This window comes from Streptomyces carminius, from assembly GCF_002794255.1.
GTDB classification, from domain to species: Bacteria; Actinomycetota; Actinomycetes; order Streptomycetales; family Streptomycetaceae; genus Streptomyces; species Streptomyces carminius.
Genome location: NZ_PGGW01000052.1, coordinates 1 through 23,220, shown reverse-complemented (window position 1 = coordinate 23,220; position 23,220 = coordinate 1). Strand labels below are relative to the sequence as shown.

At 74.6% G+C, this 23,220-nt stretch carries 21 protein-coding genes; 9 read left to right on the top strand and 12 right to left on the bottom strand.

Translation table 11 applies throughout. The features are described from left to right. Window positions 1-103: 103 nt before the first annotated feature. Window positions 104-1,669, bottom strand: coding sequence for a N,N-dimethylformamidase beta subunit family domain-containing protein (locus tag CUT44_RS15180; RefSeq protein ID WP_100202395.1), 1,566 nt, complete (start codon window positions 1,667-1,669; stop codon window positions 104-106). Window positions 1,670-2,150: 481 nt separating this feature from the next. Continuing rightward, window positions 2,151-2,528 carry a DUF4267 domain-containing protein gene (locus tag CUT44_RS15175; RefSeq protein ID WP_100202394.1) on the bottom strand — a complete coding sequence of 126 codons (378 nt, stop codon included), beginning with the start codon at window positions 2,526-2,528 and terminating at the stop codon, window positions 2,151-2,153. Between the two features lie 113 nt (window positions 2,529-2,641). On the opposite strand from CUT44_RS15175, the gene CUT44_RS15170 reads away from it, so the two are divergent. Then, window positions 2,642-3,232, top strand: a complete 591-nt coding sequence (locus tag CUT44_RS15170; RefSeq protein ID WP_100202393.1) for a TetR/AcrR family transcriptional regulator — start codon at window positions 2,642-2,644, stop codon at window positions 3,230-3,232. Window positions 3,233-3,282: 50 nt separating this feature from the next. Here CUT44_RS15170 and CUT44_RS15165 read toward each other — a convergent pair whose 3' ends face one another. Together CUT44_RS15165 and purD are read right to left on the bottom strand one after the other, a co-directional pair. After that, window positions 3,283-4,989: a hypothetical protein gene (locus tag CUT44_RS15165; protein WP_100202392.1), complete on the bottom strand. Its 1,707-nt coding sequence runs from the start codon at window positions 4,987-4,989 to the stop codon at window positions 3,283-3,285. A 206-nt stretch (window positions 4,990-5,195) separates the two neighbouring features. Then, window positions 5,196-6,500 carry a phosphoribosylamine--glycine ligase gene (gene purD / locus CUT44_RS15160; protein ID WP_100202391.1) on the bottom strand — a complete coding sequence of 435 codons (1,305 nt, stop codon included), beginning with the start codon at window positions 6,498-6,500 and terminating at the stop codon, window positions 5,196-5,198. 369 nt (window positions 6,501-6,869) lie between these two features. On the opposite strand from purD, the gene CUT44_RS15155 reads away from it, so the two are divergent. Continuing rightward, window positions 6,870-7,625 carry an SLATT domain-containing protein gene (locus CUT44_RS15155; protein WP_408646743.1) on the top strand — a complete coding sequence of 252 codons (756 nt, stop codon included), beginning with the start codon at window positions 6,870-6,872 and terminating at the stop codon, window positions 7,623-7,625. A 20-nt stretch (window positions 7,626-7,645) separates the two neighbouring features. On the opposite strand, the gene CUT44_RS15150 is transcribed toward CUT44_RS15155, so the two are convergent. After that, complete coding sequence (locus CUT44_RS15150) at window positions 7,646-8,722, bottom strand: alkene reductase (RefSeq protein ID WP_100202389.1); 1,077 nt, start codon at window positions 8,720-8,722, stop codon at window positions 7,646-7,648. A 117-nt stretch (window positions 8,723-8,839) separates the two neighbouring features. Here CUT44_RS15150 and CUT44_RS15145 point away from each other — a divergent pair, with 117 nt between their 5' ends. Then, window positions 8,840-9,289, top strand: a complete 450-nt coding sequence (locus CUT44_RS15145; protein ID WP_100202388.1) for a MerR family transcriptional regulator — start codon at window positions 8,840-8,842, stop codon at window positions 9,287-9,289. Here the strand turns inward: CUT44_RS15145 and CUT44_RS15140 are convergent. Both CUT44_RS15140 and CUT44_RS15135 read right to left on the bottom strand, forming a co-directional pair. Then, window positions 9,286-9,936, bottom strand: coding sequence for a hypothetical protein (locus CUT44_RS15140; RefSeq protein ID WP_100202387.1), 651 nt, complete (start codon window positions 9,934-9,936; stop codon window positions 9,286-9,288). The genes CUT44_RS15145 and CUT44_RS15140 overlap by 4 nt on opposite strands. Window positions 9,937-10,013: 77 nt before the next feature. Continuing rightward, window positions 10,014-10,667, bottom strand: coding sequence for a GntR family transcriptional regulator (locus CUT44_RS15135; protein ID WP_100202386.1), 654 nt, complete (start codon window positions 10,665-10,667; stop codon window positions 10,014-10,016). 229 nt (window positions 10,668-10,896) lie between these two features. On the opposite strand from CUT44_RS15135, the gene CUT44_RS15130 reads away from it, so the two are divergent. Continuing rightward, the gene (locus CUT44_RS15130) at window positions 10,897-11,604 is read left to right on the top strand and encodes a DJ-1/PfpI family protein (RefSeq protein ID WP_100202385.1); all 708 of its coding nucleotides are present in this window, start codon (window positions 10,897-10,899) and stop codon (window positions 11,602-11,604) included. Next, window positions 11,601-12,050: a MarR family winged helix-turn-helix transcriptional regulator gene (locus CUT44_RS15125; RefSeq protein WP_100202384.1), complete on the top strand. Its 450-nt coding sequence runs from the start codon at window positions 11,601-11,603 to the stop codon at window positions 12,048-12,050. The genes CUT44_RS15130 and CUT44_RS15125 overlap by 4 nt, the downstream gene beginning before the upstream one ends. A gap of 75 nt (window positions 12,051-12,125) precedes the next feature. On the opposite strand, the gene CUT44_RS15120 is transcribed toward CUT44_RS15125, so the two are convergent. After that, window positions 12,126-13,409: an adenylosuccinate synthase gene (locus CUT44_RS15120; protein WP_100202383.1), complete on the bottom strand. Its 1,284-nt coding sequence runs from the start codon at window positions 13,407-13,409 to the stop codon at window positions 12,126-12,128. 288 nt (window positions 13,410-13,697) lie between these two features. Here CUT44_RS15120 and CUT44_RS15115 point away from each other — a divergent pair, with 288 nt between their 5' ends. Next, on the top strand, window positions 13,698-14,528 hold the full coding sequence (locus tag CUT44_RS15115; RefSeq protein WP_100202382.1) for a diacylglycerol kinase: 831 nt from the start codon (window positions 13,698-13,700) through the stop codon (window positions 14,526-14,528). Window positions 14,529-14,546: 18 nt separating this feature from the next. Here the strand turns inward: CUT44_RS15115 and CUT44_RS15110 are convergent, their stop codons facing one another. After that, window positions 14,547-15,077, bottom strand: a complete 531-nt coding sequence (locus CUT44_RS15110; RefSeq protein WP_408646745.1) for a GbsR/MarR family transcriptional regulator — start codon at window positions 15,075-15,077, stop codon at window positions 14,547-14,549. Window positions 15,078-15,169: 92 nt separating this feature from the next. Here CUT44_RS15110 and CUT44_RS15105 point away from each other — a divergent pair, with 92 nt between their 5' ends. From CUT44_RS15105 to CUT44_RS32765, 3 genes are all read left to right on the top strand, one after another. Beyond that, window positions 15,170-16,135, top strand: coding sequence for an ABC transporter ATP-binding protein (locus CUT44_RS15105; RefSeq protein ID WP_100202381.1), 966 nt, complete (start codon window positions 15,170-15,172; stop codon window positions 16,133-16,135). A 5-nt stretch (window positions 16,136-16,140) separates the two neighbouring features. Continuing rightward, entirely contained in the window at window positions 16,141-17,787 is a 1,647-nt protein-coding gene (locus CUT44_RS15100; protein ID WP_233221413.1) for an ABC transporter permease, read from the top strand. Between the two features lie 273 nt (window positions 17,788-18,060). Further along, window positions 18,061-18,762: a hypothetical protein gene (locus CUT44_RS32765; protein ID WP_146252233.1), complete on the top strand. Its 702-nt coding sequence runs from the start codon at window positions 18,061-18,063 to the stop codon at window positions 18,760-18,762. Here CUT44_RS32765 and CUT44_RS15090 read toward each other — a convergent pair. From CUT44_RS15090 to CUT44_RS15080, 3 genes are all read right to left on the bottom strand, one after another. Further along, window positions 18,654-20,474, bottom strand: coding sequence for a protein kinase domain-containing protein (locus CUT44_RS15090; RefSeq protein WP_100202379.1), 1,821 nt, complete (start codon window positions 20,472-20,474; stop codon window positions 18,654-18,656). The genes CUT44_RS32765 and CUT44_RS15090 overlap by 109 nt on opposite strands. A 120-nt stretch (window positions 20,475-20,594) precedes the next feature. Beyond that, window positions 20,595-21,260, bottom strand: coding sequence for a response regulator (locus CUT44_RS15085; RefSeq protein WP_100202378.1), 666 nt, complete (start codon window positions 21,258-21,260; stop codon window positions 20,595-20,597). Next, window positions 21,257-22,603: a sensor histidine kinase gene (locus tag CUT44_RS15080; RefSeq protein ID WP_233221412.1), complete on the bottom strand. Its 1,347-nt coding sequence runs from the start codon at window positions 22,601-22,603 to the stop codon at window positions 21,257-21,259. Before CUT44_RS15080 ends, CUT44_RS15085 begins: the two co-directional genes overlap by 4 nt. Between the last annotated feature and the right edge of the window lie 617 nt (window positions 22,604-23,220).

Genomic DNA, 23,220 nt, shown 5'->3' with positions numbered 1-23,220 from the left:
GGTGGGACGGGCCTACCCGAACGGCCCCGTCCCACCGGGGAGATGACCGGCTGACGGCCGGCGGAGCGGCCCCGGAGGGCCTCCGGGGCCGCTCCGCCGGCCGTCAGCCGTGTCCGCAGATGCGGTCCAGGAGGTTGGCCGTCGCGCGCTGGACGCGGGTGTCGACGTGGCCGGGACGGTCCAGGGCCGGTGACCAGGCGAAGGTGCCGGAGGCGAAGACCAGGGCGCCGCTGGGCGCCCTGTACAGGGAGGTCTCCTGGTGGCGCCGGGCGCCCGCGGCGTCCTGGTAGGGCGAGTGGGCCAGCAGGACCCGGTCGGTGTGCAGGGGCAGGGCGGTGCGCGGGAAGTAGCGGTCGGCCTCGCCCGCCACCAGTCCGGGCAGCTCGTCGCCCTCGGCCGCCCCGGTGGCCTCCCACAGCCAGTGGTGGGCGTTCCGCACGACCAGCGGATACGGCCGGGGCACCTGGCCGGCGTACTGGATGCCCAGCACCTGCTGCTCGGCCTCGCCCTGCTCGCGCCAGCGCCGGGAGCGGCCGGGGCCGCGCTCCTTGCGGCAGGTCAGCAGCCGGTCGGGGACGCCGGAGGCGGAGGTCCGCAGCTCCACCTGCCAGTACATGGTGTTGGCGGAGAGGAAGACCAGCGAGGTGCCGCTGTCGCGGGCCTTCTCCACCGCGCGGCGCATCGGCACCGACCAGTACTCGTCGTGGCCCGCGAAGACCAGCCCCCGGTAGCGGGCGGGGTCGACGCGCCCGGCGTGCAGGTCCCGGGTGTCGGCGTAGGCGAGGTCGTAGCCGTGGCGCTCCGCCCAGCGGATGAAGTCGTAGGCGTGCCCCACGTGCAGGGGCAGGCCCGCGCCCGCGTACGGCCGGTCGAAGGAGACGGTGACGGCCGCGTCCGCCTCGCCCAGCAGGCGGCCGTCCTCGTCCCAGGCGTGGTACAGGCTGGCGCCGGTGCGGCCGTCCTCCGGGAAGAGGTTGTACGCCTGCCAGGTGACGTCCGGGACGACCAGCAGCAGATCGCCGGGCCGCTCGTCGCGGACGGTGAACGGGATGTGCGAGCGGTGGCCGTCGGCGGTGGTCAGCACGGCCACGTAGGCGCCGGTGCTCCAGTACTCGGGGACCTGGAGCCGCCAGGAGAGCCACCAGTGGTGGCAGGAGACGGTGCGGTCGGCGGTCAGCGGCTCGGGCTGGACGATGCCGGACAGCCGGGGGCTGGTGGTGATCTTGGTGGCGCCCTCGCCGCCGTAGTGGCCGATGCGGTAGACGTCCACGCCGAACGGCTGGGGCGGGTTGACCGTGATGCGGAAGTCGATGGACCCGCCCGGGGAGACGGCGCTCTCGGAGGTGAAGCCCTTGATCTGGCAGTGCACGTCGTCGGCGGTACGCGGGCCGCTCCGGGAACTCCGGGAGCTCCGGGAAGGGACCGCCGCGCCGCCGTTGCCGCCACCGTTCCCGGTGCCGTTCCCGGTGCCGTTCCCGGTGCCGGTGCCGGTGCCGGTGCCGCCGTCCAGGGTGCTGTGGTCGAGGTACCAGGGGACGACGTTCCCGGTGTCGTCGAAGTAGTGCTCGCCGCACCGGAGCCAGGGCAGCGGCCCCTGGCCGAACGGATCGGTGACCGCGTGGGCGAGAGCCCCCGACTCCCAGCGCCGGCGGGTCTGCTCCGTGCTCACCTGTTCGCCCCTCCCTGTCGTCCCGACTGTTTTCCGGCCTCGCTTCCGCGATGTCAGGCACCAGCACATCACATAACGCGAACAGTCGGTCACCCCTCGTCGTCGGACGGCCGGAATCGCGCCCCGCCCATCCGGGAGGGCGTTCGGGAGTGTCGTCCCCGCCCAGCGGCGGCCGAAGACTCACATACAGAACAAGACCGGCATTCTCCGGAGGAGAAAGAGCACGGAACGGCCACAGAATGGACGGAGTCAGACAGAAGAGAAAGCGGCGGGCGGAGCGGGCGACACGAAACGAAGGGGTGCGACACGGCGGGCCCGGAGGGCGGCGGGGGAAATCCCGTCAACGGCGGCCACCTCACACCGCCGACCGGGTGACAGGTGCCGACGAGTTCGGCCCTCTCGGTCGCCCGCCGCGCGAGGGCGGGGTCCGGCGCCCAGCCGGCAGATCCGCCGACCGCGACCCGGGCGGCGCGCGGGGCGGTCACGCGAGGAGCAGGAGCGCGCTGGTCACCAGCATCACCGCGGCGGTGGCCCCGTGGATGCCGTAGGCGGCCGCCCTGGGCCCGTTGCTGCGCAGCACGATCAGCGCGTCACCGACGGGTATGGCGGTGGCGGCCAGCATGAACCAGCCCAGCAGGTGGGGTGTCGCCCCGACCAGCAGGACGAAGACGAAGACCCCGGAGGCGATGTCGCGCACGGCCTTGACGGACAGCCAGGCCCGGAAGTTCCGGTCCTCGGTCGGCGTGCCGGGGATGCCGAAGCCGGCCGCGGCCTGCGGTGCCCAGAAGGCGCGCGCGCCGATGAAGACGATGCCCGCGCCGATCAGTCCGGCGAGCACGGTGGCGATGTTGGTGAGCATGGGTTGCTTCCCCTCTCGGTGGCAGCGCCCGCGGCGTTTTCTAGCGGCGCTAGCAGTGATAGCGACGATAGACCTAGTCCCGGCAGGATGTCTAGCGTTGCTAGGATGTCGTCATGTCCGCCATCGACGGGCGCCGCGAACGCGAACGCGCCCACCGTCATCAGCTGATCGTCACAGCCGCGCGCGAACTCGCGGAGGCCGAAGGATGGGAGGCGGTGACGACGCGACGGCTGGCCGAACGCGTCGAGTACAGCCAGCCGGTGCTGTACAGCCACTTCAGCGGCAAGGACGCCATCGTGAGCGCCGTCGCCCTCGACGGCTTCGGTGAACTCGCCGCCCACCTGCGCCGCGCGCGACAGGCCGCCCCCGGGCCGGGACAGTCCCTGCGCGCCGTCTGCCGCGCCTATCTGGAGTTCGCGACCGAGCGGCCCGCCCTGTACCAGGCCATGTTCGTCCTGCCCACCGACGTGAAGTTCGCGAGCGCCGAGACACCGCCCCCGCTACGGGCCGCTTTCGGCGAGTTCGTCGACTGCTTCCGCCCGGACGACGAGCGACGCGAACTGTTCGCCGAGGTCACCTGGAGCGCACTGCACGGCATGGCCGTCCTGTCCGGCAGCGGCCGCATCCCCCCGGACGGCCAGGAGGAACGAATCGACTTCCTCGTCACCCGGATCACCGGCACCCCGGCGGACCCGGCCGTGTGACGGGGGCGCGGCAAGGAGCAGCCACCGGGCCGGAAAGCGGAGCCGAGCCGCTAGACCAGCCGTATGGGTTTGTCGTGCCGCACGCCCACGGCCGCCAGCCAGTTCCGCAGCGGCTCCGGATCCCCGTCCTCGGCCAGCGCGCGGACGGGCCGGGTCAGGTCGGAACGGCGTTCGCCGGCCACGAACAGGGCGGGGCCGTCCAGCCAGTCCAGGCCGGGAACCGCGCCGGCCGTGTCCACGGCCGCGCAGCAGACGGCGGCCGCGATGTGCTCGGCCAGCAGTTCGCGGCCGGCGCGCGGCGGCTGCGGCGGGAAGCCCCCGCCGGGCAGCGGCGGGAACGGCGCGGACGGCGCGGGTGACGGGGCAGGCGCGGACGGCGCGGGCAGCACGGCCACTCCGCCGGCCGTACGGGCGGCGGCACCTGCGGCCCCGGCGGCACCGGCACCGGCGGCCTCCTCCCGGGCGAGCACCGCCCCTATCCGGGACACGAACTCCTCGGCACCGCCACCGTCCGCGGCGGTGGCGGCCAGCCGGTCGAGCAGCTCGTCCAGTGTCGGGTTCCCGGTGGCCCGCAGCACCGTGAAGAGCCGGGCCGCCCCGGTGCGCCAGATGCGGTCCACGACCTCCTCCGGATACTGCTGCCAGTCCACCGGCACCCAGTCGGGGCCGGGCTCGGTCGGCCCGTCGTGGAACAGCCGGGCGGCCAGCAGCGAGACCGCCCGGTCCACGGCGCCGGGCTCCTCCAGCAGGTCGCAGGCGGGGCGCTCGCCCAGCCGGCTGGTGAAGCCCTCGGCCAGCCGGTCGCGCCGGGACAGCTCGGTGAGCGCGGCGACCACCCCGGCGTCCAGCCGCACCGGCCAGCGTCCGGTGCGCCAGGCGGGCAGCGCGACCCGGGTCAGCAGCCGGTCCCAGCCCGCGTACGCCAGCCCCACCTGCTCCTGGGCGACGACCCGCAGGCCGTAGTCCACGGTCTGGGCGCGTACGGCGGCCGCCGCCGCGACCATGCGCTCCATCTCCGCGGCGTGGACGGCCCCGGCCCGCAGCAGCAGCCGGGCGATCCGGCCGGCGAAGCCGTACCCGAGCCGCTTCGGGAGCGGGCCGCGGACCGCCGCGGCGACCGCGGCGGCGGCGTCCAGCCCGCGGACGAAGCGCCGCGCGGCGGCGATGTCCGGATGCGCGGACGGCCCCGTCCCGGCGACCACCGGGGCGAGCAGTGCCCGCAGCTCGGCGACCCGCATCCACCACAGGAAGGGGGAGCCGATGACGAGCACCGGCGCCGCGGCACGGGCGCCGCCGGGGCGGAACGGCCCGGCCCGGAACCGTTCGAGGCCGCGGCCCCGGGTGATGTGCGCCCGGTCCTCCAGCCAGCTGTCGCAGTCCGGCGTCAGGGCTATGGCCGAGGGCGCGGGCACGTCCAGCCGGTCGGCGAGCTCGCGTATCAGCCGGTACAGGTCGGGGGCGGCCGCCTCCTCGATCTGCACCGTGGGGCTGACCGCCGGGCGCGCCCGCGCGACCACCGCGGCCACTCCGGCCGCCGCGGCGAGGACCGGCAGGGCGACGGCGACGGCCGCCCAGCGGGCCGCGTCCCAGCCCGCCCCGCCGAGCCGGCCGGTCGCCCCGCCGGCCAGCAGCACGGCGGCCACGGCGGTGGGCAGCAGCGCGGCGCCCAACGCGGCGCCGCGCACCCGCAGAACCGCCAGCGCGTGGTCGCGCGCCGAGCGTGCGCCCGTCTCAGGTAGTGCCACGAATCCGCTCACCCCCTTGCCGTTTCCCCGCGCCTGTCACTCCCCCACTGTGGCACCGGCGGGCGACATCGCAATGTGCGGTGGGCCACTTGCCGGAGTCACCCGCGGGAACCCTAGCCGGGACCCGCGGCGGACTCAGCCGGACGAGGAGGTGGTCACTCGATGGAATGGCTTTGGGCAAAGCTGGGTGCGCGACTGGCCGCGCCGGGGGTGCCCGGTTACGCGCCCCCTCCCACCGGTCCGGCGGGTTCGGCGGATTCAGCCGCTTCGGCGGCTTCGGCGGCTTCGGCGGCGATGTCCGTGCGGTGGTGCGAGCCGGCCAGCCGGATGCGGGAGAGGGCGCGGTAGGCGTTCTCCCGGGCCTCGGCCAGGCCGGCGCCGGTGGCGGTGACGGAGAGCACCCGGCCGCCCGCGCTGACCACCCGGCCCGACTCGTCCCGCCGGGTGCCGGCGTGCAGGACGTACGCCCGGGGCGCGTCCCGCCCGGCGACCTCGTCCAGCCCCTCGATCACATCGCCCGCGCGGGGCGCCGCGGGGTAGCCCTCGGCGGCGACGACGACGGTGACGGCCGCCGCGTCGCGCCAGCGCAGCGGCGGGAACTCGGCCAGCCGCCCGGTGGCCGCCGCGTACAGCAGCCCGGACAGCGGGGTCTTCAGCCGGGCCAGGACGACCTGGGTCTCCGGGTCGCCGAAGCGGGCGTTGAACTCCACCACCCGCACCCCGCGCGAGGTGAGCGCGAGCCCGGCGTAGAGCAGCCCGGAGAACGGAGTGCCGCGGCGGCGCAGCTCGTCCACGGTGGGCTGCAGGACGGTGGCCAGCACCTCGTCCACCAGCTTGGGGTCGGCCCAGGGCAGCGGCGAGTAGGCGCCCATGCCGCCGGTGTTGGGGCCCGCGTCGCCGTCATGGGCGCGCTTGAAGTCCTGGGCGGGCCGCAGCGGTACGACGCACTCGCCGTCGGTGACGGCGAACAGGGAGACCTCCGGGCCGTCCAGGAACTCCTCGATCACCACGCGGTCGCAGCCCCGGGCATGGGCGCGGGCCGCCTCCAGGTCGGCGGTGACGACGACGCCCTTGCCGGCGGCCAGGCCGTCGTCCTTGACGACGTACGGCGGGCCGAAGGCGTCGAGGGCCGCGTCGGCCTCCTCACCGGTGGTGCACACGTACGACCGTGCCGTGGGCACTCCGGCGGCGGCCATGACCTCCTTGGCGAACGCCTTGGAGCCCTCCAGCCGGGCGGCCTCGGCCGAGGGGCCGAAGACCGCGATGCCGCGCTCGCGCACGGCGTCGGCGACCCCGGCCACCAGCGGGGCCTCCGGCCCCACCACGACGAGGTCGGCCCGCAGCCCGGCCGCCAGTTCGGCCACGGCCGCGCCGTCGAGGGCGTCGACGGCGTGGAGGGTGGCCACCTCGGCGATTCCGGCGTTGCCGGGCGCGCAGTGCAGCGAGGTGACGTCGGGATCGAGGGACAGGGAGCGGCACAGGGCGTGTTCGCGGGCGCCGCCGCCGATGACGAGGACCTTCACGCCTGCAGCCTATCCACCCGCCTCGTCCGCCCCCGCCCGCGTCACCTGCCGGAGGTCCGCCGCGCGGCCCGGCACGCCGCCGCCGGAGCCCGCGAGAAGCCCGTGGGGAGCCCGTGAGAAGCCCGTGAGAAGCCCGCAGGAAGCCCACGGAAGTCGACAAGGCACCAAGACGCCAAAACGCCAAGAAATCGACAAGTCAAGGCCCATCACTCTTTTGGAGGACAGACGAGGGCCCTTTATACCCACTCGCGGGCCACATATGGGCGGAAATACCGCGAAGGAGTCGGTGCCTCCCACTTTTGGCGGTAGGAAGGGGGGCCCTGGCGGTTACGCGAGTGGTCCGAACGAGGACTTTGTTGGGAGTGGCAGGTGAGTCAGCCGGAGGACATGTGGCCCGAGGCGGCCGACGGCACGGGGCGGGGCGGGCGCAGGGATCTGCGCCGGGACCTGCTCGGGCGGCCTTTCCCCCTGGGGGACTGGGCCGAGCCGGCCGAGCGCCTGGACGAGCTGTACCGATGGGCGGAGGAGGGCGCCCTGCAGGTCGCCGAGTGGTATCTGGCCGACCGGGCGCGCAAGCGCCGGGGCGCCCGGCTGCTGCGGGCGGGCACCGCGCTCTCGGCGGCGGTGGCCGGCGCCCTGCCGCTGCTGGACCTGGCCGGCGCGCCGGACGGCGCGGCGCTGTGGTCGTTCCTGGCGCTGCTGGCCGCCGCGGTGTGCGCGGGCTGCGACCGCTGGTCCGGCCTGACGTCGGGCTGGATGCGGGACATGGCCACCGCGCAGGCCGTGCAGCGGCGACTGGAGATGCTGCAGTACGACTGGGCCTCGGAGTGCGTGCGGGAGGTGCTGGGCCCCACCGAGGGCACCGCGAGCGAGGCGGCGGAGCGCTGTCTGGGGGTGCTGCGGCGGTTCACGGAGGACATCACCGAACTGGTGCGGGGCGAGACCGCCTCCTGGATGGTGGAGTTCCGCTCCGGCCCGGCGCCGCTGCACACCCAGTCGCTGACCCCGGCCGCCTGGCGCGCCCGGGCCGATCTGGCGGTCGCGGCGCAGTCCTCCCGCTTTCCCCTGCCACCGGGCGCGCGCCCCAACATGCCGCGGCAGCGGCCCCCGGAGGGGCCGCGCTGAGCCGCGGGGGCGGGCCGGCGTCAGGCCGCCGCGTACTGGTACGCCGGGTAGGTCAGGTAGCCCGCGTCGCCGCCCTGGTAGTACGTGGCCTCGTCGGCGGGCGCGATCGGGAGCCCGGTGCGCAGCCGCTCGACCAGGTCGGGGTTGGCGATGAAGGCGCGGCCGAAGCTGATGAGGTCGGCGCCCAGCCCCAGCCAGCGGTCGGCGTCGTCCCGCCCGGTCTGCTTCGGTCCCAGCGGGAGCACCGGGTTCATGACGAGGGTGCCCGGCCAGACCCGGCGCAGGGCGGTCAGCACCTCGTCGCCGACGGTGGCCTCCAGGTGGACGTAGGCCAACCGGAACGGGGCCAGTTCGGTCAGCAGCGCGGTGTAGAGCTCGGTGACGCCGGTCTCCTCCACACCCCAGAACGTTCCGCCCGGGGAGAGCCGGATGCCGGTCCGGTCCCCGCCGACGGCCTCGACGGTCGCGGCGGTCGCCTCGACGGCGAACCGGATCCGGTTGGCCACCGAACCCCCGTAGCGGTCCGTGCGCAGGTTGGCGTTCGAGGAGAGGAACTGCGAGATCAGATAGCCGTTGGCGCCGTGCAGTTCCACGCCGTCGAAGCCGGCGTCGACGGCGCGGCGGGCGGCCCGGGCGTAGGAGAGGGCGTGCCCGGGCACCTCGGCGGTCTCCAGGGCGCGGGGCACCGGCGCGGGCTGCCGCCCGGTGGGGGTGAACACCTCGCCGGCGGCGGGGACGGCCGAGGGGCCGACCGGCAGCGTGCCGATGGTGTCCGGGTGCGAGACCCGGCCGCCGTGCATGAGCTGGGCGAAGATCCGGCCGCCGCTGGCGTGCACGGCGGCGGTCACCGGACGCCAGGCGGCGACCTGCTCGTCGGTGTGCAGCCCCGGTGTACCGGGGTTGGACTGCCCGATCGCGCTCGGCTGCACGCCCTCGGTCACGATCAGCCCCGCCGTGGCCCGCTGGGCGTAGTAGGCCGCCATCGACGGGGTCGCCAGCCCGCGGGCGGCGGCCCGGGCCCGGGTCATCGGGGCCATCACCACCCGGTTGGGAAGCGTCAGTTCACCGAGCCGGTAGCTGCTGAAAAGTGACGGCATGTCAGGACTCCTCGATACTCCGCGGCGCCCGGATCTCGGGCACGACGGCTACGCTAGAACCTCACACTGATGTCAGAGGCAAGCCGCCGTGACGCGGATCACAGCCAGGAGGACGGCATGCGCATCGGGGAACTCGCGGCACGGACCGGGGTCAGCGTCCGGTCCCTGCGCTACTACGAGGAGCAGGGACTGCTCACCAGCGTCCGCAGCGCCGGCGGGCAGCGGCACTACACGGACGGCGACGTCGAGCGGGTCGCGTTCGTCCAGCGGCTGTACGCCGCGGGGCTGTCCAGCCGCACCATCGCCGAACTGCTGCCCTGCGCCTACGCGCCCAGCGCGGAGAACTCCGACGCCGCGCTGGAGCGGATGGCGCGGGAGCGCGACCGGCTCTCCGGGCACATCGACGAGCTGCTGCGCACCCGCGACAAGCTCGACGAACTGGTCGCCGTGGCCCGGGCCTACCGGGAGGGCCTGCCCAGCCGCCCGGCCCCGTCCGCCGCGTGTGCGGCGGGCGCGGGGGCGGCGGCCGGGGCGGGGGCGGCGGCCGGGACGGCGCGGGGGCGCTAGCCGAAGAGGATCATGGCGCCCTGGGCGAGGCTCCGGGTGGCCGCGGCGTGCAGACCCAGCCAGACGTGCCGCTCGCGGGCGAAGGGCCCGCCGTCGTGCGCGACCGGAGCCGCGGCCTCCTCCAGCTCCGTCGGGCGGGCCGGCGGGGGCGGGGGCGGCGGCGGGTTGGCCGGGTCGATGCCCAGGTACGGCGCCACCGCCGTCAGTTCGCGCAGCAGTCCGTGGCTGGAGCCCAGCGGGCCGCCGCCCGCCAGGAGCTCCTCGTCGGCCAGCGGGTGGTCGAAGTCGACCGGGACGTACGCGCCGGTGTGGTCGTAGTGCCAGACCAGGTGCGACTGCTGGGCCGTCGGCGCGAACATCTCCAGCAGCTGCTCGTAGTCGCCGCCGAGCTCGTCGACCGGGGTGACCTCCAGACCGCAGAGCTGGAGCAGGTGGGCGCGGCGCAGGAAGTGCAGCGCGTCGTAGTCGAAGCCCGCGACGGGGGCCACGTCACCGGAGAGCCCGGGCATGTAGCCGTAGACGGGGACCGGGGGCAGACCGGCGGCGGACAGCGCCTTGTCGTACGCCGCGAGCTCCTCGGCGAAGGGGTTTTCGGGGCTGTGGCACAGCACGTCGACGAGCGGCACCAGCCAGAGGTCACAGGCCAACGGGGCTCCAATGCGGGGACACGGGGACACGGCGGACGCAGGACGGCGGCCGGAACAGCCCGGAACAGCGTAGTGCGTCAGCCGAGCTTTTCGACGAGCGCGAGGGAGTGCTCGTTGGACGCGGTGACCATGCACTCGGCCGCCGCGCCGTCCCGCCGCTCCACCGCGTCGACCAGCTCGCGGTAGTCCGCCCACAGCGAGCCGCGCAGTCCGGGCTGTTCGCGCAGGTGCGGGACCGCGAAGACCCAGCACTGCACCCGCAGCCGGTCGAGGAAGTCGGAGATGTAGGAGTTGCCGACCAGATCGCCCAGCTCCCGCCAGAAGCGCAGGTCGTAGCCGATCAGTACGTCCAGGTCGCCGGCGAGCGCGGCCCGTTCGGCGGCCTCGGCGCGGCGGCGCACCGAGGTCAGCCGCTCGCCGCCGGGAGCGGGCCCGGCGAGGGCGGCGGAACGGCGGAAGACGCCCTCGATGACCAGGCCGCGCGCCTCCACCATGGCCCGGTAGTCGTCGGGGGTGAAGACGTGGACGCGGAAGCCGCGGTGCTGCTCCACGTCCAGCAGGCCCTGCGCGGCCAGGTCGACGAGCGCCTCGCGCACAGGCGTGGCGGAGACCCCGTACTGCTCGGCGATCTCCTTGACGGTGAAGCCCTCGCCCGCCGGGAGCCGCCCGGCGAGCACCTCGTCGCGCAGCGCGTCCGCGATCTGCGCGCGCAGTGTGCTGCGCTGGATCACGACCGCCTCCCCGCGGCCGGGGACCGCCGGGTGGCCGTGCCGCCGTCGCCACCGGTGCCGCCGACGGTACGGCCTTCGCTCACCCGCACGTCACACACATCCGCACCCCTCGCGCACCTCGGGTTTCTCCGGGGAGCAGCCTAACGCCCAAGCATTGACAGCATATTGTCGAAATGACAGGATGCTGTCCTGATCGGCCGGATGGTCCGGCCCGGTGAGGAGGAGCGCCGTGGAGCGCAGGACCGTACACGTCGCCGTCTACGACACGTTCGCCGACTGGGAGCCCGCCTACGCGACCACCGCGCTGGCGGGCGCCGGACACCACGTGGTGTACGTGGGCGAGAGCGGCGAGCCGGTGATCAGCATGGGCGGGATGCGGGTGACGCCCCACCTGTCGATCGCCGATCTGCGCCCCGGCGACAGCGCGCTGCTGATCCTGCCGGGCGCGGACGCCTGGGAGCAGGTACTGCCGCCCTTCGCCGGCGCGGCCCGCCGCTTCCTCGACGCGGGGGTACCGGTCGCGGCGATCTGCGGGGCCGTGACCGGGCTGGCGAAGGAGGGCCTGCTCGACGACCGGGACCACACGGGCGCGGCGGCCGAGGTGCTGGCCGCCACCGGCTACCGGGGCGGCGGACGCTACCGGGAGGCCGACGCGTGCACCGACGGCGACCTGATCACCGCCGGGCCCACCGAGCCGGTCGCGTTCGCCCGCGAGATCCTCACCCGGCTGGCCGCCCACCCGGCCGAGGTGACCGACGCCTGGTTCCGGCTGTTCCGGCACTCGGACGCGGCGGCGTACGAGACGCTGACGGCTTACGAGAACGGCGGTGCCGGAGGTGACGGAGGCGCCGGAGGGACCGGCGGCTCCGGGGAGGACGGCGGCGCGGCAGCGGTGCGCGGAGCACACGGCGCGCACCCGGGGGGCGGGGCGGCGTGAGCGCCTCCGAGCTGCTGTCGGACACGGCGCTGGCCGTCTTCCGGCTGAACGGCCAGTTCCTGGCCGCCGCCGAGCGGCTGGCCCGGCCCGCCGGGCTGACCGCCGCCTGGTGGCAGGTGCTCGGCGCGGTGCTGCGCGAACCGCTGCCGGTGGCCGGGATAGCCCGGACCATGGGCATCACCCGGCAGAGTGTGCAGCGCGTCGCCGACCTGCTGGTCGAGCGCGGCCTGGCGGTGTACGAGCCCAATCCCGCGCACCGCCGCGCCAAGCTGCTCGCCCCCACCGGGGAGGGCCGCGCGGCGATCGCGCGGATCACCCCCGGCCATGCCGAGTTCGCGGCCCGGCTGGCGGGGGCGCTGGGCGGCGAGGCGGATCTCGCCGAGGTGCGCGGGACACTGGAGCGGCTGTCGAAGGCACTGGACGCCCTGGACCTCCCGGAGCCGTGAGCCGTGCCGCCGGATGTCCGGCGGCACGGCCCGGCGGCACGGGTCACCGGCAGGACCGGCTGTCCCCGGGACCGCTCAGAGGAACGAGTTGAGCTGGATCGTCTCGTCCCGCCCCGGCCCGACGCCGATGGCGGAGACCGGCGCCCCCGACATCTCCTCCAGCGCCTTCACGTAGTCCCGCGCGTTCTTCGGCAGGTCCTCGAAGGTCTTGGCCATGGAGAGGTCCTCCGACCAGCCCGGCAGCATCTCGTAGACCGGCTTGGCGTGGTGGAAGTCGGTCTGGCTGTAGGGCAGCTCGTCCACCCGCCGGCCGTCGATCTCGTACGCGACGCAGACCGGGATCCGCTCCCAGCCGGTGAGCACGTCCAGCTTGGTGAGGAAGAAGTCGGTGAGCCCGTTGACCCGGGTGGCGTACCGGGCGATCACCGCGTCGAACCAGCCGCAGCGCCGGTCGCGGCCGGTGGTGACGCCCCGCTCGCCGCCGATGGCGCGCAGCTTCTCCCCGTCCTCGTCGAACAGCTCCGTCGGGAAGGGACCGGCCCCGACCCGGGTGGTGTACGCCTTGAGGATGCCGATGACCCGGCCGATCCGCGTCGGCCCCACGCCCGAACCGGTGCAGGCGCCGCCCGCGGTCGGGTTGGAGGAGGTCACGAACGGATAGGTGCCGTGGTCCACGTCGAGCAGGGTGCCCTGGCCGCCCTCGAAGAGGACGACCTTGCCCTCGTCCAGGGCGTCGTTGAGCACCAGCGTGGTGTCGCAGACGTAGCCGCGCAGCCTGTCCGCGTAGCCCAGCAGTTCCTCGACGACCTGCTCGGCGGCGATGGCGCGGCGGTTGTAGAGCTTGGCGAGGACCTGGTTCTTCTGGTCGAGGGCCGCCTCGACCTTCTGCGCCAGGATCGACTCGTCGAACAGGTCCTGGACGCGGATGCCCACCCGGTTGATCTTGTCGGCGTACGTCGGGCCGATGCCGCGGCCGGTGGTACCGATCTTCCGCTTGCCCAGGAAGCGCTCGGAGACCTTGTCCATCGTGGTGTGGTACGGCGTGATCAGGTGCGCGTTACCGCTGAGCAGCAGCTTCGAGGTGTCGACGCCGCGCTCCTCCAGACCGCGCAGCTCCGACAGCAGGACCGCCGGGTCCACCACGACGCCGTTTCCGATCACCGGGACGCAGTCGGGGGAGAGGATGCCGGAGGGCAGCAGGTGCAGCGCGTACTTCTGGTCGCCGACGACGACCGTGTGGCCGGCGTTGTTGCCGCCCTGGTAGCGCACCACGTAGTCCACCGAGCCACCGAGCAGGTCAGTGGCCTTCCCCTTGCCCTCGTCACCCCACTGAGCCCCGAGCAGCACAAGTGCGGGCACAGGCGTACACCCCTTCCCGTCGGGGCATGTCCAACGTGCGTGCCGGCCACCCGCCGGCCAAGAGCCGTCGGACCGGTGCCCCGAATCGACGAAGCCCCTGGCACAACAGCGGCAGGGGCTCTTGCACCGAGAGATTACCGGACTCCTCCGACGGGAGGCGAACGCGGCGTTCCGGTCGCGGTCCACACCGCTCCCCCGCCCCGGCACCGTCCAGTACCGTCCCCGCTTCCGACACACCGCCGACCACGCCGCCGCCGACCACGCCGCGTACGACCCGAAAGGACCGAGGTGCCGGTTCCGCATCCACTGCTCGTGCTCGTCGACCCGCTCGCCAGACGTACGGACGGGGAGTCCGTACGGATCGCCCGGGACGTACTGTGCGCGGGTGCCTCCCGGGTGAAGGTGTGCCTGCCGGACGGACCCGAGGAGATCGCCCGGGCGCTGGCCCACCGGGGACGGCGGCGCCCGGTGGTGGTCGGCGACGACCGGGCCCTGCTGCGCACGGTGCGGCTGCTGCACCTGGAGCGCGGACTGCCGGACTGCGCGCTGGCGGTGGTGCCGGTCGGGCGGCCGGGGTCGGTCTCGCTGGCCGGTTCGCTGGGGGTGCCGCTGGACGCGGTGCGGGCGGCGCGGGCCGTCCTGGAGGGCGCCGAGCAGCGGTTCGACCTGCTGATAGACGACAGCGGCGGGGTGGTGCTGGGCGGGCTGCGCATCCCGCCGGTGCGGCAGCGGCCGGCGGACGGGAGCGGGGACGGGGACGGCGGGATGCTGGGCCGCTGCCGCACCCTGGTCCGCACCCTGGCCCGGCCCGCGCCCGGGCCGGAGACACCACGGCTGCGCGTGGAGGCGGACGGGGTGCTGCTGACCGATCTGGACCGCCCGGTGGAGGACGTCCGGCTGGCGCCGGACGGCGGTCTCGCGAACGTGGTGGTACGGCAGCGCTCGGTGCCCGGCCCGGTGCGGGTGCGGGCGCGGACGGTCACGGTGTCCGGGCCGCACTTCCGCTACCGCGCCGACACGGTGGTCTCCGGCCCGGTCCACACCCGCACCTGGACGGCGCACCCCTCGGCGCTGCGGCTGACGGTCCCGGTCCCGCGGGCCGCCCCGTCCCCGTCCTGAGGCGGTCCGCACCGGGCCCTAACCGGCCCGGTCCGCGTCGCGGTGGGCGTACCAGCGCTCCATCATCAGGGGCAGCTCGCGCCGCATGAACGCGAAGAACTCCGCCGACTCGGCGATCCGGCGCCCCGCCGGGGTGTCGGGCCCGAGCGCCTTGACGCCCCGCTCCAGGGTGGCCGTCCAGCGGTCCAGCAGCGGGCCGCGGTCGGCCATCGCCTGGTACCAGATGTCCACGTGCACCCGGTAGCGCTCGCGGCGCGACCCGGGCTCCCGCTCACGGGTGACCAGATGCACCTGGGAGAGGTAGCGGACGGCGCCCGAGACGGCGGCCGGGCTGATCCTCAGCCGCTCGGAGAGCTCGGCGGAGCTGAGCGCGCCCGCCTGGTCGGCCAGCAGGCAGGCGAAGACCCGCGAGGCCATGCGCTGCAGACCGGCCTGGGTCAGCTCCGCGGCGAAGCGCTCGACGAAGTCGGCGACCTCGGCGGCCCGGGCCTCTTCCGCCGGGCCCCCGGGCGCGTCCGCCCCGCCCGGCTCACCCGAATGTTCGTTCACCACGCGGCCATCCTTCCAGTTCACGGCAGGTGGAACCATCATGGCCGTTTTGCAACTTCACAAGATTGTGAATTCAGCGTAGTTTCAGAACCATGACCACGGCAACCACGGCAATCTCGGTGTCCGGCCTCGTCAAGACCTTCGGCCGGACCCGCGCGCTCGACGGGCTCGACCTGCAGGTGGAGACCGGGGAGGTGCACGGTTTCCTCGGCCCCAACGGCTCCGGGAAGTCCACCACCATCCGTGTGCTGCTGGGGCTGCTGCGCCCCGACAGCGGCACCGCCCGCCTGCTGGACGGCGATCCCTGGGACGACGCCGTCGAGCTGCACCGGCGGCTGGCGTACGTGCCCGGTGACGTCAACCTGTGGCGCAATCTCTCCGGTGGAGAGGTCATCGACCTCTACGGGCGGTTGCGCGGCGGCCTCGACCGCAAACGCCGGGCCGAGTTGCTGGAACGCTTCGAACTGGATCCGACCAAGAAGGGCCGGACGTACTCCAAGGGCAACCGGCAGAAGGTCGCCCTGGTCGCCGCCCTCGCCTCCGACGCCGAACTGCTGATCCTGGACGAGCCCACCTCCGGCCTCGACCCGCTGATGGAGGGCGTCTTCCGGGACTGCGTCGCCGAGGAGCGCGACCGCGGCCGGACGGTGCTGCTCTCCAGCCACATCCTCAGCGAGGTCGAGGCGCTCTGCGACCGGGTGAGCATCATCCGCAAGGGCGTCACCGTGGAGAGCGGCTCCCTCACCGAACTGCGGCACCTGACCCGCACCTCCGTGAGCGCCGAGCTGGCGAGCGCACCGAACGGGCTCTCCGAACTGCCCGGGGTCCACGACCTGGCCGTACAGGACAGGCGGGTGCGGCTCCAGGTGGACACCGACAAGCTGGACGCCGTGCTGCGGCGGCTCAGCGAGGCCGGCGTCCGCAGTCTGACCAGCACCCCGCCCACCCTGGAGGAGCTGTTCCTGCGGCACTACCAGGAGGAGCTCCCGGCGGACGGCACCGGCGGAACCGAACAGGCCGAGCGGGCCGAGCAGGCCGGGAAGGCAGTGGCACCGTGACCGCCGTGACCTCTCCCCCCACCCGCCCGGCGCCGGCCCCCGAACACCGCCGCGGCGGCTCCCGTCACGACCTGGCCGGCACCGGGACGCTGCTGCGGCTCGCCCTGCGCCGCGACCGGCTGCTGATCCCGGTGTGGGTGATCCTGCTGGCCGTGCTGGCCGTGCAGAGCGCCGCGGCCGTCGAGCAGTTCTACCCGACCGCGGCCGACCGGGCCGACATGGCCCGTTCGACGAACGCCAACGCCTCGATGCGCGCGATCTACGGCCCGGTCTTCGAACCCACCCTCGGCGCGGTCTCGGTGTGGGAGCTGCTCACCACCGGAACCGTGCTCATCGCCATCGTGAGCATGGTGATCGTGGTGCGGCACACCCGCGAGGAGGAGGAGACCGGCCGCCAGGAGCTGATCTCCGCCGCCGTGGTCGGCCACCGCGCCCCGCTGACCGCCGCGCTGCTGGCCGCCGCCGTCGCCAACGCCGCGGCCGCCGTCCTCATCGCCCTCGGTCTGATGAGCATCGGCCTGCCCACCGCCGGCTCGGTGGCGACGGGACTCACCGTCGGCGGCACCGGCATGGTCTTCGCCGCCTTCGCCGCCCTGGCCGCCCAGCTCACCGAGAGCGCCCGGCTCGCCAAGGGACTGACCGGTGCCGTGCTCGGCGCCGCGTTCATGCTGCGCGCCGCCGGCGACTCCGGTACGGCGGACGGCTCCTCCCCGCTGGCCTGGCTCTCCCCGCTGGGCTGGACGCGGAACGTGCGGCCGTACGCCGACGAGCGGTTCTGGGTGCTGCTGCTGATGGTGGCCCTGATCGCGGTGGTGTCCGCCGCGGCGTACGAGCTGGCCGGGCGGCGCGACGTCGGCGCCAGCTTCCTGGCCACCCGGCCCGGCCCCGCCGAGGGCCGGATCGGCGGGGTGTACGGACTGGCCTGGCGGCTCCAGCGCGGCTCGCTGCTGGGCTGGGGCACCGGCTTCGCGCTGGGCGGCTTCGCCTTCGGAGCCATGGCGGACGGCGCGGACGAGCTGATCGGCGACAACGAGCAGAGCCGCGAGATCATCGAGCGGATGGGCGGCGCCCAGGGCATCACCGATGCCTTCCTCGCCGCCATGATCGGCCTGTTCGGCATGCTCGCGGCGGTCTACGCGGTGAGCGCGGTGCTGCGGATGCGCGGCGAGGAGACCTCCGAGCGCGCCGAGCCGCTCCTCGCCTCGGTGCTGCCCCGGCTGCGCTGGGTGAGCAGCCATCTGGTCATCGCCTACGCCGGGTCGGTCGTCCTGCTGCTGGTCAGCGGCCTGACCACCGGCCTGGGCTACGGGCTGGCCGCCGGCGACACGGGCCAGGTGTGGCGGGTGACCGGTGCCTCCCTGGCGCAGACGCCCGCGGTGTGGCTGCTCGCCGGGGCGGCGGTCCTGCTCTTCGGCGCCCTGCCCGCGCTGAGCATGGCGGCCTGGGGCCTGGTCGTCGTGGTGCTGGTGGTCGGCTGGATCGGCCCGTCGCTGGATCTGCCGCAGTCGGTCATGAACATCAGCCCGTTCACCCATCTGCCCAAGCTGCCGGGCGCGGAGGTGACCGCGGCACCGTACCTGTGGCTGCTGCTGCTCGCGGCCGTGCCGCTGGTGGCCGGGATCGCCGCCTTCCGGCGCCGCGACATCGGCTGACGGCGGACCGGCGGCAGACCGGCATCAGCAACGCGCCGTACGGCGGAACGCGACCGAGTGGTCACGCTCCGCCGTACGGCGCAGCCGTGTCACCCCCGTCGCCCGCCGGGGATGCGGGGGGCCGGGGACGCTGCTCGCATGGGGGCGATGCCACAGACGACACGGACCGACACGGACCGACACGGACCGGCGCCCACCGGTGCCGGCCGGCGCCGACCGGAGGTCCGGCCCGGGCACCGGCGGCACCGTGTCGGAACGTCGCAGGAGGTCGCCATGCAGTCCCCGTCCCCCCGGCGGCTCACCGCCGCCCACTGCCTCGCCACCACCCTGAAAACCGCCCTGCTCGCCGCCCTGACCGCCGCCCTGACCGCCGCCGCGGCACCGGCCGCCGCGGACACCGGCGACGGCGCTCCCGGCACCGGCCGGGAACTCGTCCTCAGCCCGCACCACGGCGGTGCGGGCACCGCCGTCGGCGTACGCGCCGTGTGCGAGGCGGGCGGCCCGGGCGGCACCGTCTCCTCACCCGCCTTCGAGCGGACCGTCGCCCTGGAGCGCCCCGTCCGCGGCCCGGCCCGGGAGAGACACGCCACCGCCGCCGTACGGCCGGGGCTGGCCGTCGGCGGCAGCTATCCCGTGATCGTGCTGTGCGGCACCGGGGAGCTGCTGTCCGGCTCCTTCGTCCACACCGGCGTCGTCCACACCGGCACCACCGGGTCCGAGCCGCTCTCCCCCCGGGCGGCGGCCTTCGGCGGTGCCGCGCTCGCGGGGGTGGCCGGCCTGCTGGTGGTGCTGCGCCGCCGCACCACCGGCCGGCCGCACCGGCCGCTCGCACTCCCGCCGCCCGCACTCCCGCCGGTCCGGCGGCGTCACCGCCGGCCGATGCCCCGGCTCTCCTGCATCCCGGTCAGGCGCAGCACCACCAGGATCGCCAGCAGCGTCGCCGGAAGCTCCACCAGGTCCAGCACGATCGAGTAGGCGGCGGCGCCCTGCGCGTCGCCGACGGTCCCGGACTCGTACCAGGACTCCCACTCCAGGATCCCGCCGAGCAGCATGCACAGCCACAGCGTCCACCAGCTGTTGAGCAGCCCGCGGGTGCCGCGGCGGCGGGGGCCGTACCAGTTGCCCCGGTCCGCGGCCGGATCACTGTGGTCCCAGACGTCGTTGACGATCTGCTTGGGCATGAAGAGGCAGATCGCCGGGGTGAACCAGGAGCCGATCGCCCACCCCTGGCTGTGCCGGATCCGCCCGGGCGCGAACACCTCGGCGTTCGCCCGGGCCCGCCAGAACCACAGCACCCACAGCACGACCACGGGCAGGCCGAACAGCAGGCCCAGCCCCGCCATCGCGTCGGTGGTCGTCCGCAGCGACTCCTGGTCGATGCGGAGGTCGCCCAGCGGTGTCTCCTCGGGCGCGTCCAGCGCGTTGTAGAGGCGGATGTTCAGCACGAACTCCACCAGCGTGTACAGCAGCACCGCGCTCAGGGTCGCGCACAGCGCCAGGGACAGCCCGCGCAGCGGCTGCAGGACGCCGGGAGGCCCCGGGTAGGGCCCGGCGCCCTGCGGCGGCGTGGAGTGCCACGGCTGCTGGGGCACGTACGGCCCGATCGGGCCGGTGGGCGGCGGCGCCGGGGGGTACGGGGAGGGACCCGGTACGGCGGTCACCGCGCCGGGTGCCGGGAAGCCCGGGGCGACCGCCACCGGGGACACGGGCGGCGGCGGAGTACCGGGCCTCGGCGGTACTGCGGCACCGGCCGTTCCGGCGAAGGGGGCGCCCGCGGCGGCGTCCGGGTCCTCGCTGTCCAGGAGCCGGACGGCATGGCGGCCGAGCTGGGCCAGCACCTCGCCCGGCAGCCAGGTGCCGCCCGCCGGCGCGTGCGGCCCGACCCGGGCGGCCAGGTCGTCCAGCGAGGGCCGGTCGGCGGGCTCCTTCGCCAGACAGGCCGCCACCAGTTCGCGCAGCGAACCGGACAGCCCCGTCAGGTCCGGCGGCTCCGAGGCGATCCGGAACAGCAGGGCGTGGAGACCGCTGTCGTCGCCGCCGAACGGCATCCGGCCGGTGGCGGCGAAGGCGAGCACCGAGCCCAGGCAGAAGATGTCGCTGGCCGGAGTGACGCGCTCACCGCGCACCTGCTCGGGCGACATGAAGCCCGGCGAGCCGATGACCGCGCCGGTCTGGGTCAGCCCGCTCTCGGTGACGGAGTCCAGGGCGCGGGCGATACCGAAGTCGATCACCTTCGGCCCGTCGATCGTGACCAGCACGTTGGACGGCTTCAGATCCCGGTGCACGAGCCCGGCGCCGTGGATCGCGCGCAGCGCCCCGACCAGCCCGGCGGCCAGCGCGTACACCGAGTGCTCCGGCAGCGGGCCGTGGTCCTCCTCCACCACCGACTGCAGGGACGGCCCGGCTATGTAGCCGGTGGCCACCCAGGGCGTGTCGGCCTCGGTGTCGGCGTCCAGCACCGGAGCCGTCCACTGGCCGCCGACCCGCCGCGCGGCGGTGACCTCCTTGGCGAAGCGCTCCCGGAAGGACCGCTCACGGGCCAGCTCCGCACGGACGACCTTCACCGCGACCGTACGGCCGCGCTCGGAACGGGCCAGGTAGACCCGGCCCATCCCGCCGGCACCCAGTCCGCCCAGCAGCCGGTAGCCGCCCACCCAGCGCGGGTCCCCCTCCCCCAATGGCTCCATCGCGCGCCGCTCCTCCCCAACTCACCTGTGGGTCGAGGATAGAGTGCGCGCCGCGTGCCGCCGACGGCGCAACCGATCCGTGACCGCCCGGGCCCTCCCACCCGGACCGCCGGGGCAGCCTCAGCCGCCCGGTGTGACCAGTCCCGACTCGTACGCGAAGACCGCCGCCTGGGTACGGTCGCGCAGCCCCAGTTTGACCAGCACCCGGCTGACATGGGTCTTCACCGTGGACTCGGCGACGACGAGCTCGGCGGCTATCTCGCCGTTGGACAGGCCCTGCGCGACGAGCGCGAGCACCTGGGTCTCGCGCTCGGTCAGGTCCCCGATCCGCTCCCGGAGCGGAGCACGCGGCCCGGTCCGGCCGGCGAGCCGGGAGAACTCCGCGATCAGCCGCCGGGTGACCGCGGGCGCGAGCAGCGCCTCGCCGCCCGCCACCGTCCGCACCCCGTCGGCGAGCTGACGGGCGGAGGCGTCCTTGAGCAGGAAGCCGCTCGCCCCGGCGCGCAGCGCCTGGTAGACGTACTCGTCCAGGTCGTAGGTGGTCAGGATCAGCACCTTCGCCGCGGCCCCCGAGGCGCAGATCTCCCGGGTGGCCTCCAGACCGTTGAGCCGGGGCATCCGGATGTCCATGAGCACCACGTCCGGGGCGAGCGCGGCGACCTGCTCCACGGCCTCGCGGCCGTCGACCGCCTCCCCGACGACCTCCATGTCCGGCTGGGCGTTCAGCAGGACGGAGAAGCCCTCCCGGACCATCACCTGGTCGTCGGTGATCACCACCCGGATCACGCGGGACCACCGTCCGGCACCGGGCCCGGCTCCACCGGCAGGAAGACCTCCACCGCGAAGCCGCCGTCCCCGGTCGGCTCGGCGTCCAGCTCCCCGCCGAGCACCGCCGCCCGCTCCCGCATCCCCACCAGGCCGTGCCCGCTGCCCGGCGACTCCTTCACCGGCTCCCCCGGCGGACCGTTGACGACCCGCAGCCCCAGCCCGACGGGCACATAGGCCAGCTCCACCCGGGTGTGCGCGCCGGGCGCGTGCCGCAGGACGTTGCTCAGCGCCTCCTGCACGATGCGGTACGCCGACAGCTCCACGCCCTGCGGCAGCGGCCGTACGCTCCCGGTCCGCACCGACTCCACCGCCAGCCCGGCGCGCCGCACGTTCTCCAGCAGCTCCTCCAGATCGGCGAGGGTGGGCTGCGGGGCCTCCGGATCCAGACGCAGCCCGTCGGGCAGGTCGGCGCGTACGACACCCAGGACCCGGCGCAGCTCGGTCAGCGCCGTCACCGCGTTCTCCCGGATGGTGGCCAGCGCCGCCACCAGCTCCTCGGGCGGGTCCGCCACCCGGTAGGGGGCGGCCTCGGCCTGGATGGCGACCACCGACATGTGGTGGGCGACCACGTCGTGCAGCTCGCGGGCGATCGTGGTGCGCTCCTCCAGCAGGGTCCGCCGGGAGCGCTCCTCGGCCACCACCGCGCCCTGCTCGACGACCTGGCGGCGTGAATCCTGCCAACTGCGCACTCCCAGCAGGAGGGTGAGGGCGAGCCCGGAGAGGATCAGCATGAGAGGAACGTTGGTGGTGGCGTAACCGGGGGCGACCAGCAGGAAGAACCCGCCGGGCAGGGCGGTCACCAGCCACATGTCGAACGCCGTACGGGGCCGGGACCGGTAGGCGACGATCAGCATGATCGTCAGGTGCGAGAAAATGGCCGCTTCCGTCCAGGGCCAGTTGCCCCAGTCCCGCCCGGCGACGATCGCGGAGACGAACACCCCGCCGATCGACAGCCAGAAGGCACCGATGGGCCGGAAGAGCACCATGATCAGCGGTACGCCGAGGAGCAGTGCCCGGAGGGCGGCCCCGTCGCTGTAGAACCTGCTGTCCAGCTCGACCGACATCAGGAACAGTGCCAGCCCCAGGACGGCCAGGTGCGGCAGCCGGCGGGCGGGCTCGCGCACCCGGTCCGGCAGCCGGCGCAGCAGCCGGTGGTCGGTGGGCAGCGGCGGCAGCGGACGGAACGCGAAGGCACCGGTCAGCAGGTTCTCGCGCAGTCCGCGCAGGGTGTCGCGGGCCATCCGCAGCTCGGTGCACCGCCCGTCGGCGGGGGTGGATGCCTTCGTCGTCGTCTCGGTCACGGCCCCGAGCCTAGGCAGTCCGGCGCTCCGGGGCGTCCGCCCCCGGTCGCATCCCGGCACGTCCACCTCAGGTACTACGGGCTGTGCCCGTGCTCGTGCCCGTGCCCGGGGTGCGGGTGCGGGTGCGGGTGCGGGTTGGGTGGGTGCGGGGGTCGGGGCCGGTCCGGGGCGACCATTCCGGACGGCATTATTTACGGCCGTGATCGTGTCACGTTCTGTCACCCACTCATTGGCCGCAAATAACGCTTGAGTGTCCGGAACGGCCGCCCCTCCCCGTCCCCTCCCCGCCGTCGCCGGGTGCACCACCGCCGTGCCTGCGCTCCAGACCAGGCCCACTCCCGGGGTGCTCCTCCGACCACACCCCCCACAGCCCCGGGCCGAACCCGCCCCCGGGAGAGGCAGCCCCGGACCCGTCCCCGGGATGTCCTCCTCCGCCTGCCGCGCACCCCGGACCGAACCCACTCCCGACAGGGCCGCCCGGAGCCGATACGGACCGGCCCCGGCTCCGGACGCACCCGCAGGCCACCCCGGTCCCACCAGGGAGTACACCCCTGCACACCGGGGGCGGGCAGCGCCCCGGCCACCCCCACGGCCCCGCCGAACAACCGGCACCCCAC

Bases quoted from the DNA above. Each gene is read 5' to 3' on its own strand.
- CUT44_RS15175 (WP_100202394.1), bottom strand. From the start codon at position 2,528: ATGCTCACCAACATCGCCACCGTGCTCGCCGGACTGATCGGCGCGGGC.
- CUT44_RS15170 (WP_100202393.1), top strand. From the start codon at position 2,642: ATGTCCGCCATCGACGGGCGCCGCGAACGCGAACGCGCCCACCGTCAT.
- CUT44_RS15150 (WP_100202389.1), bottom strand. From the start codon at position 8,722: ATGCCGTCACTTTTCAGCAGCTACCGGCTCGGTGAACTGACGCTTCCC.
- CUT44_RS15145 (WP_100202388.1), top strand. From the start codon at position 8,840: ATGCGCATCGGGGAACTCGCGGCACGGACCGGGGTCAGCGTCCGGTCC.
- CUT44_RS15105 (WP_100202381.1), top strand. From the start codon at position 15,170: ATGACCACGGCAACCACGGCAATCTCGGTGTCCGGCCTCGTCAAGACC.
- CUT44_RS32765 (WP_146252233.1), top strand. From the start codon at position 18,061: ATGCAGTCCCCGTCCCCCCGGCGGCTCACCGCCGCCCACTGCCTCGCC.
- CUT44_RS15090 (WP_100202379.1), bottom strand. From the start codon at position 20,474: ATGGAGCCATTGGGGGAGGGGGACCCGCGCTGGGTGGGCGGCTACCGG.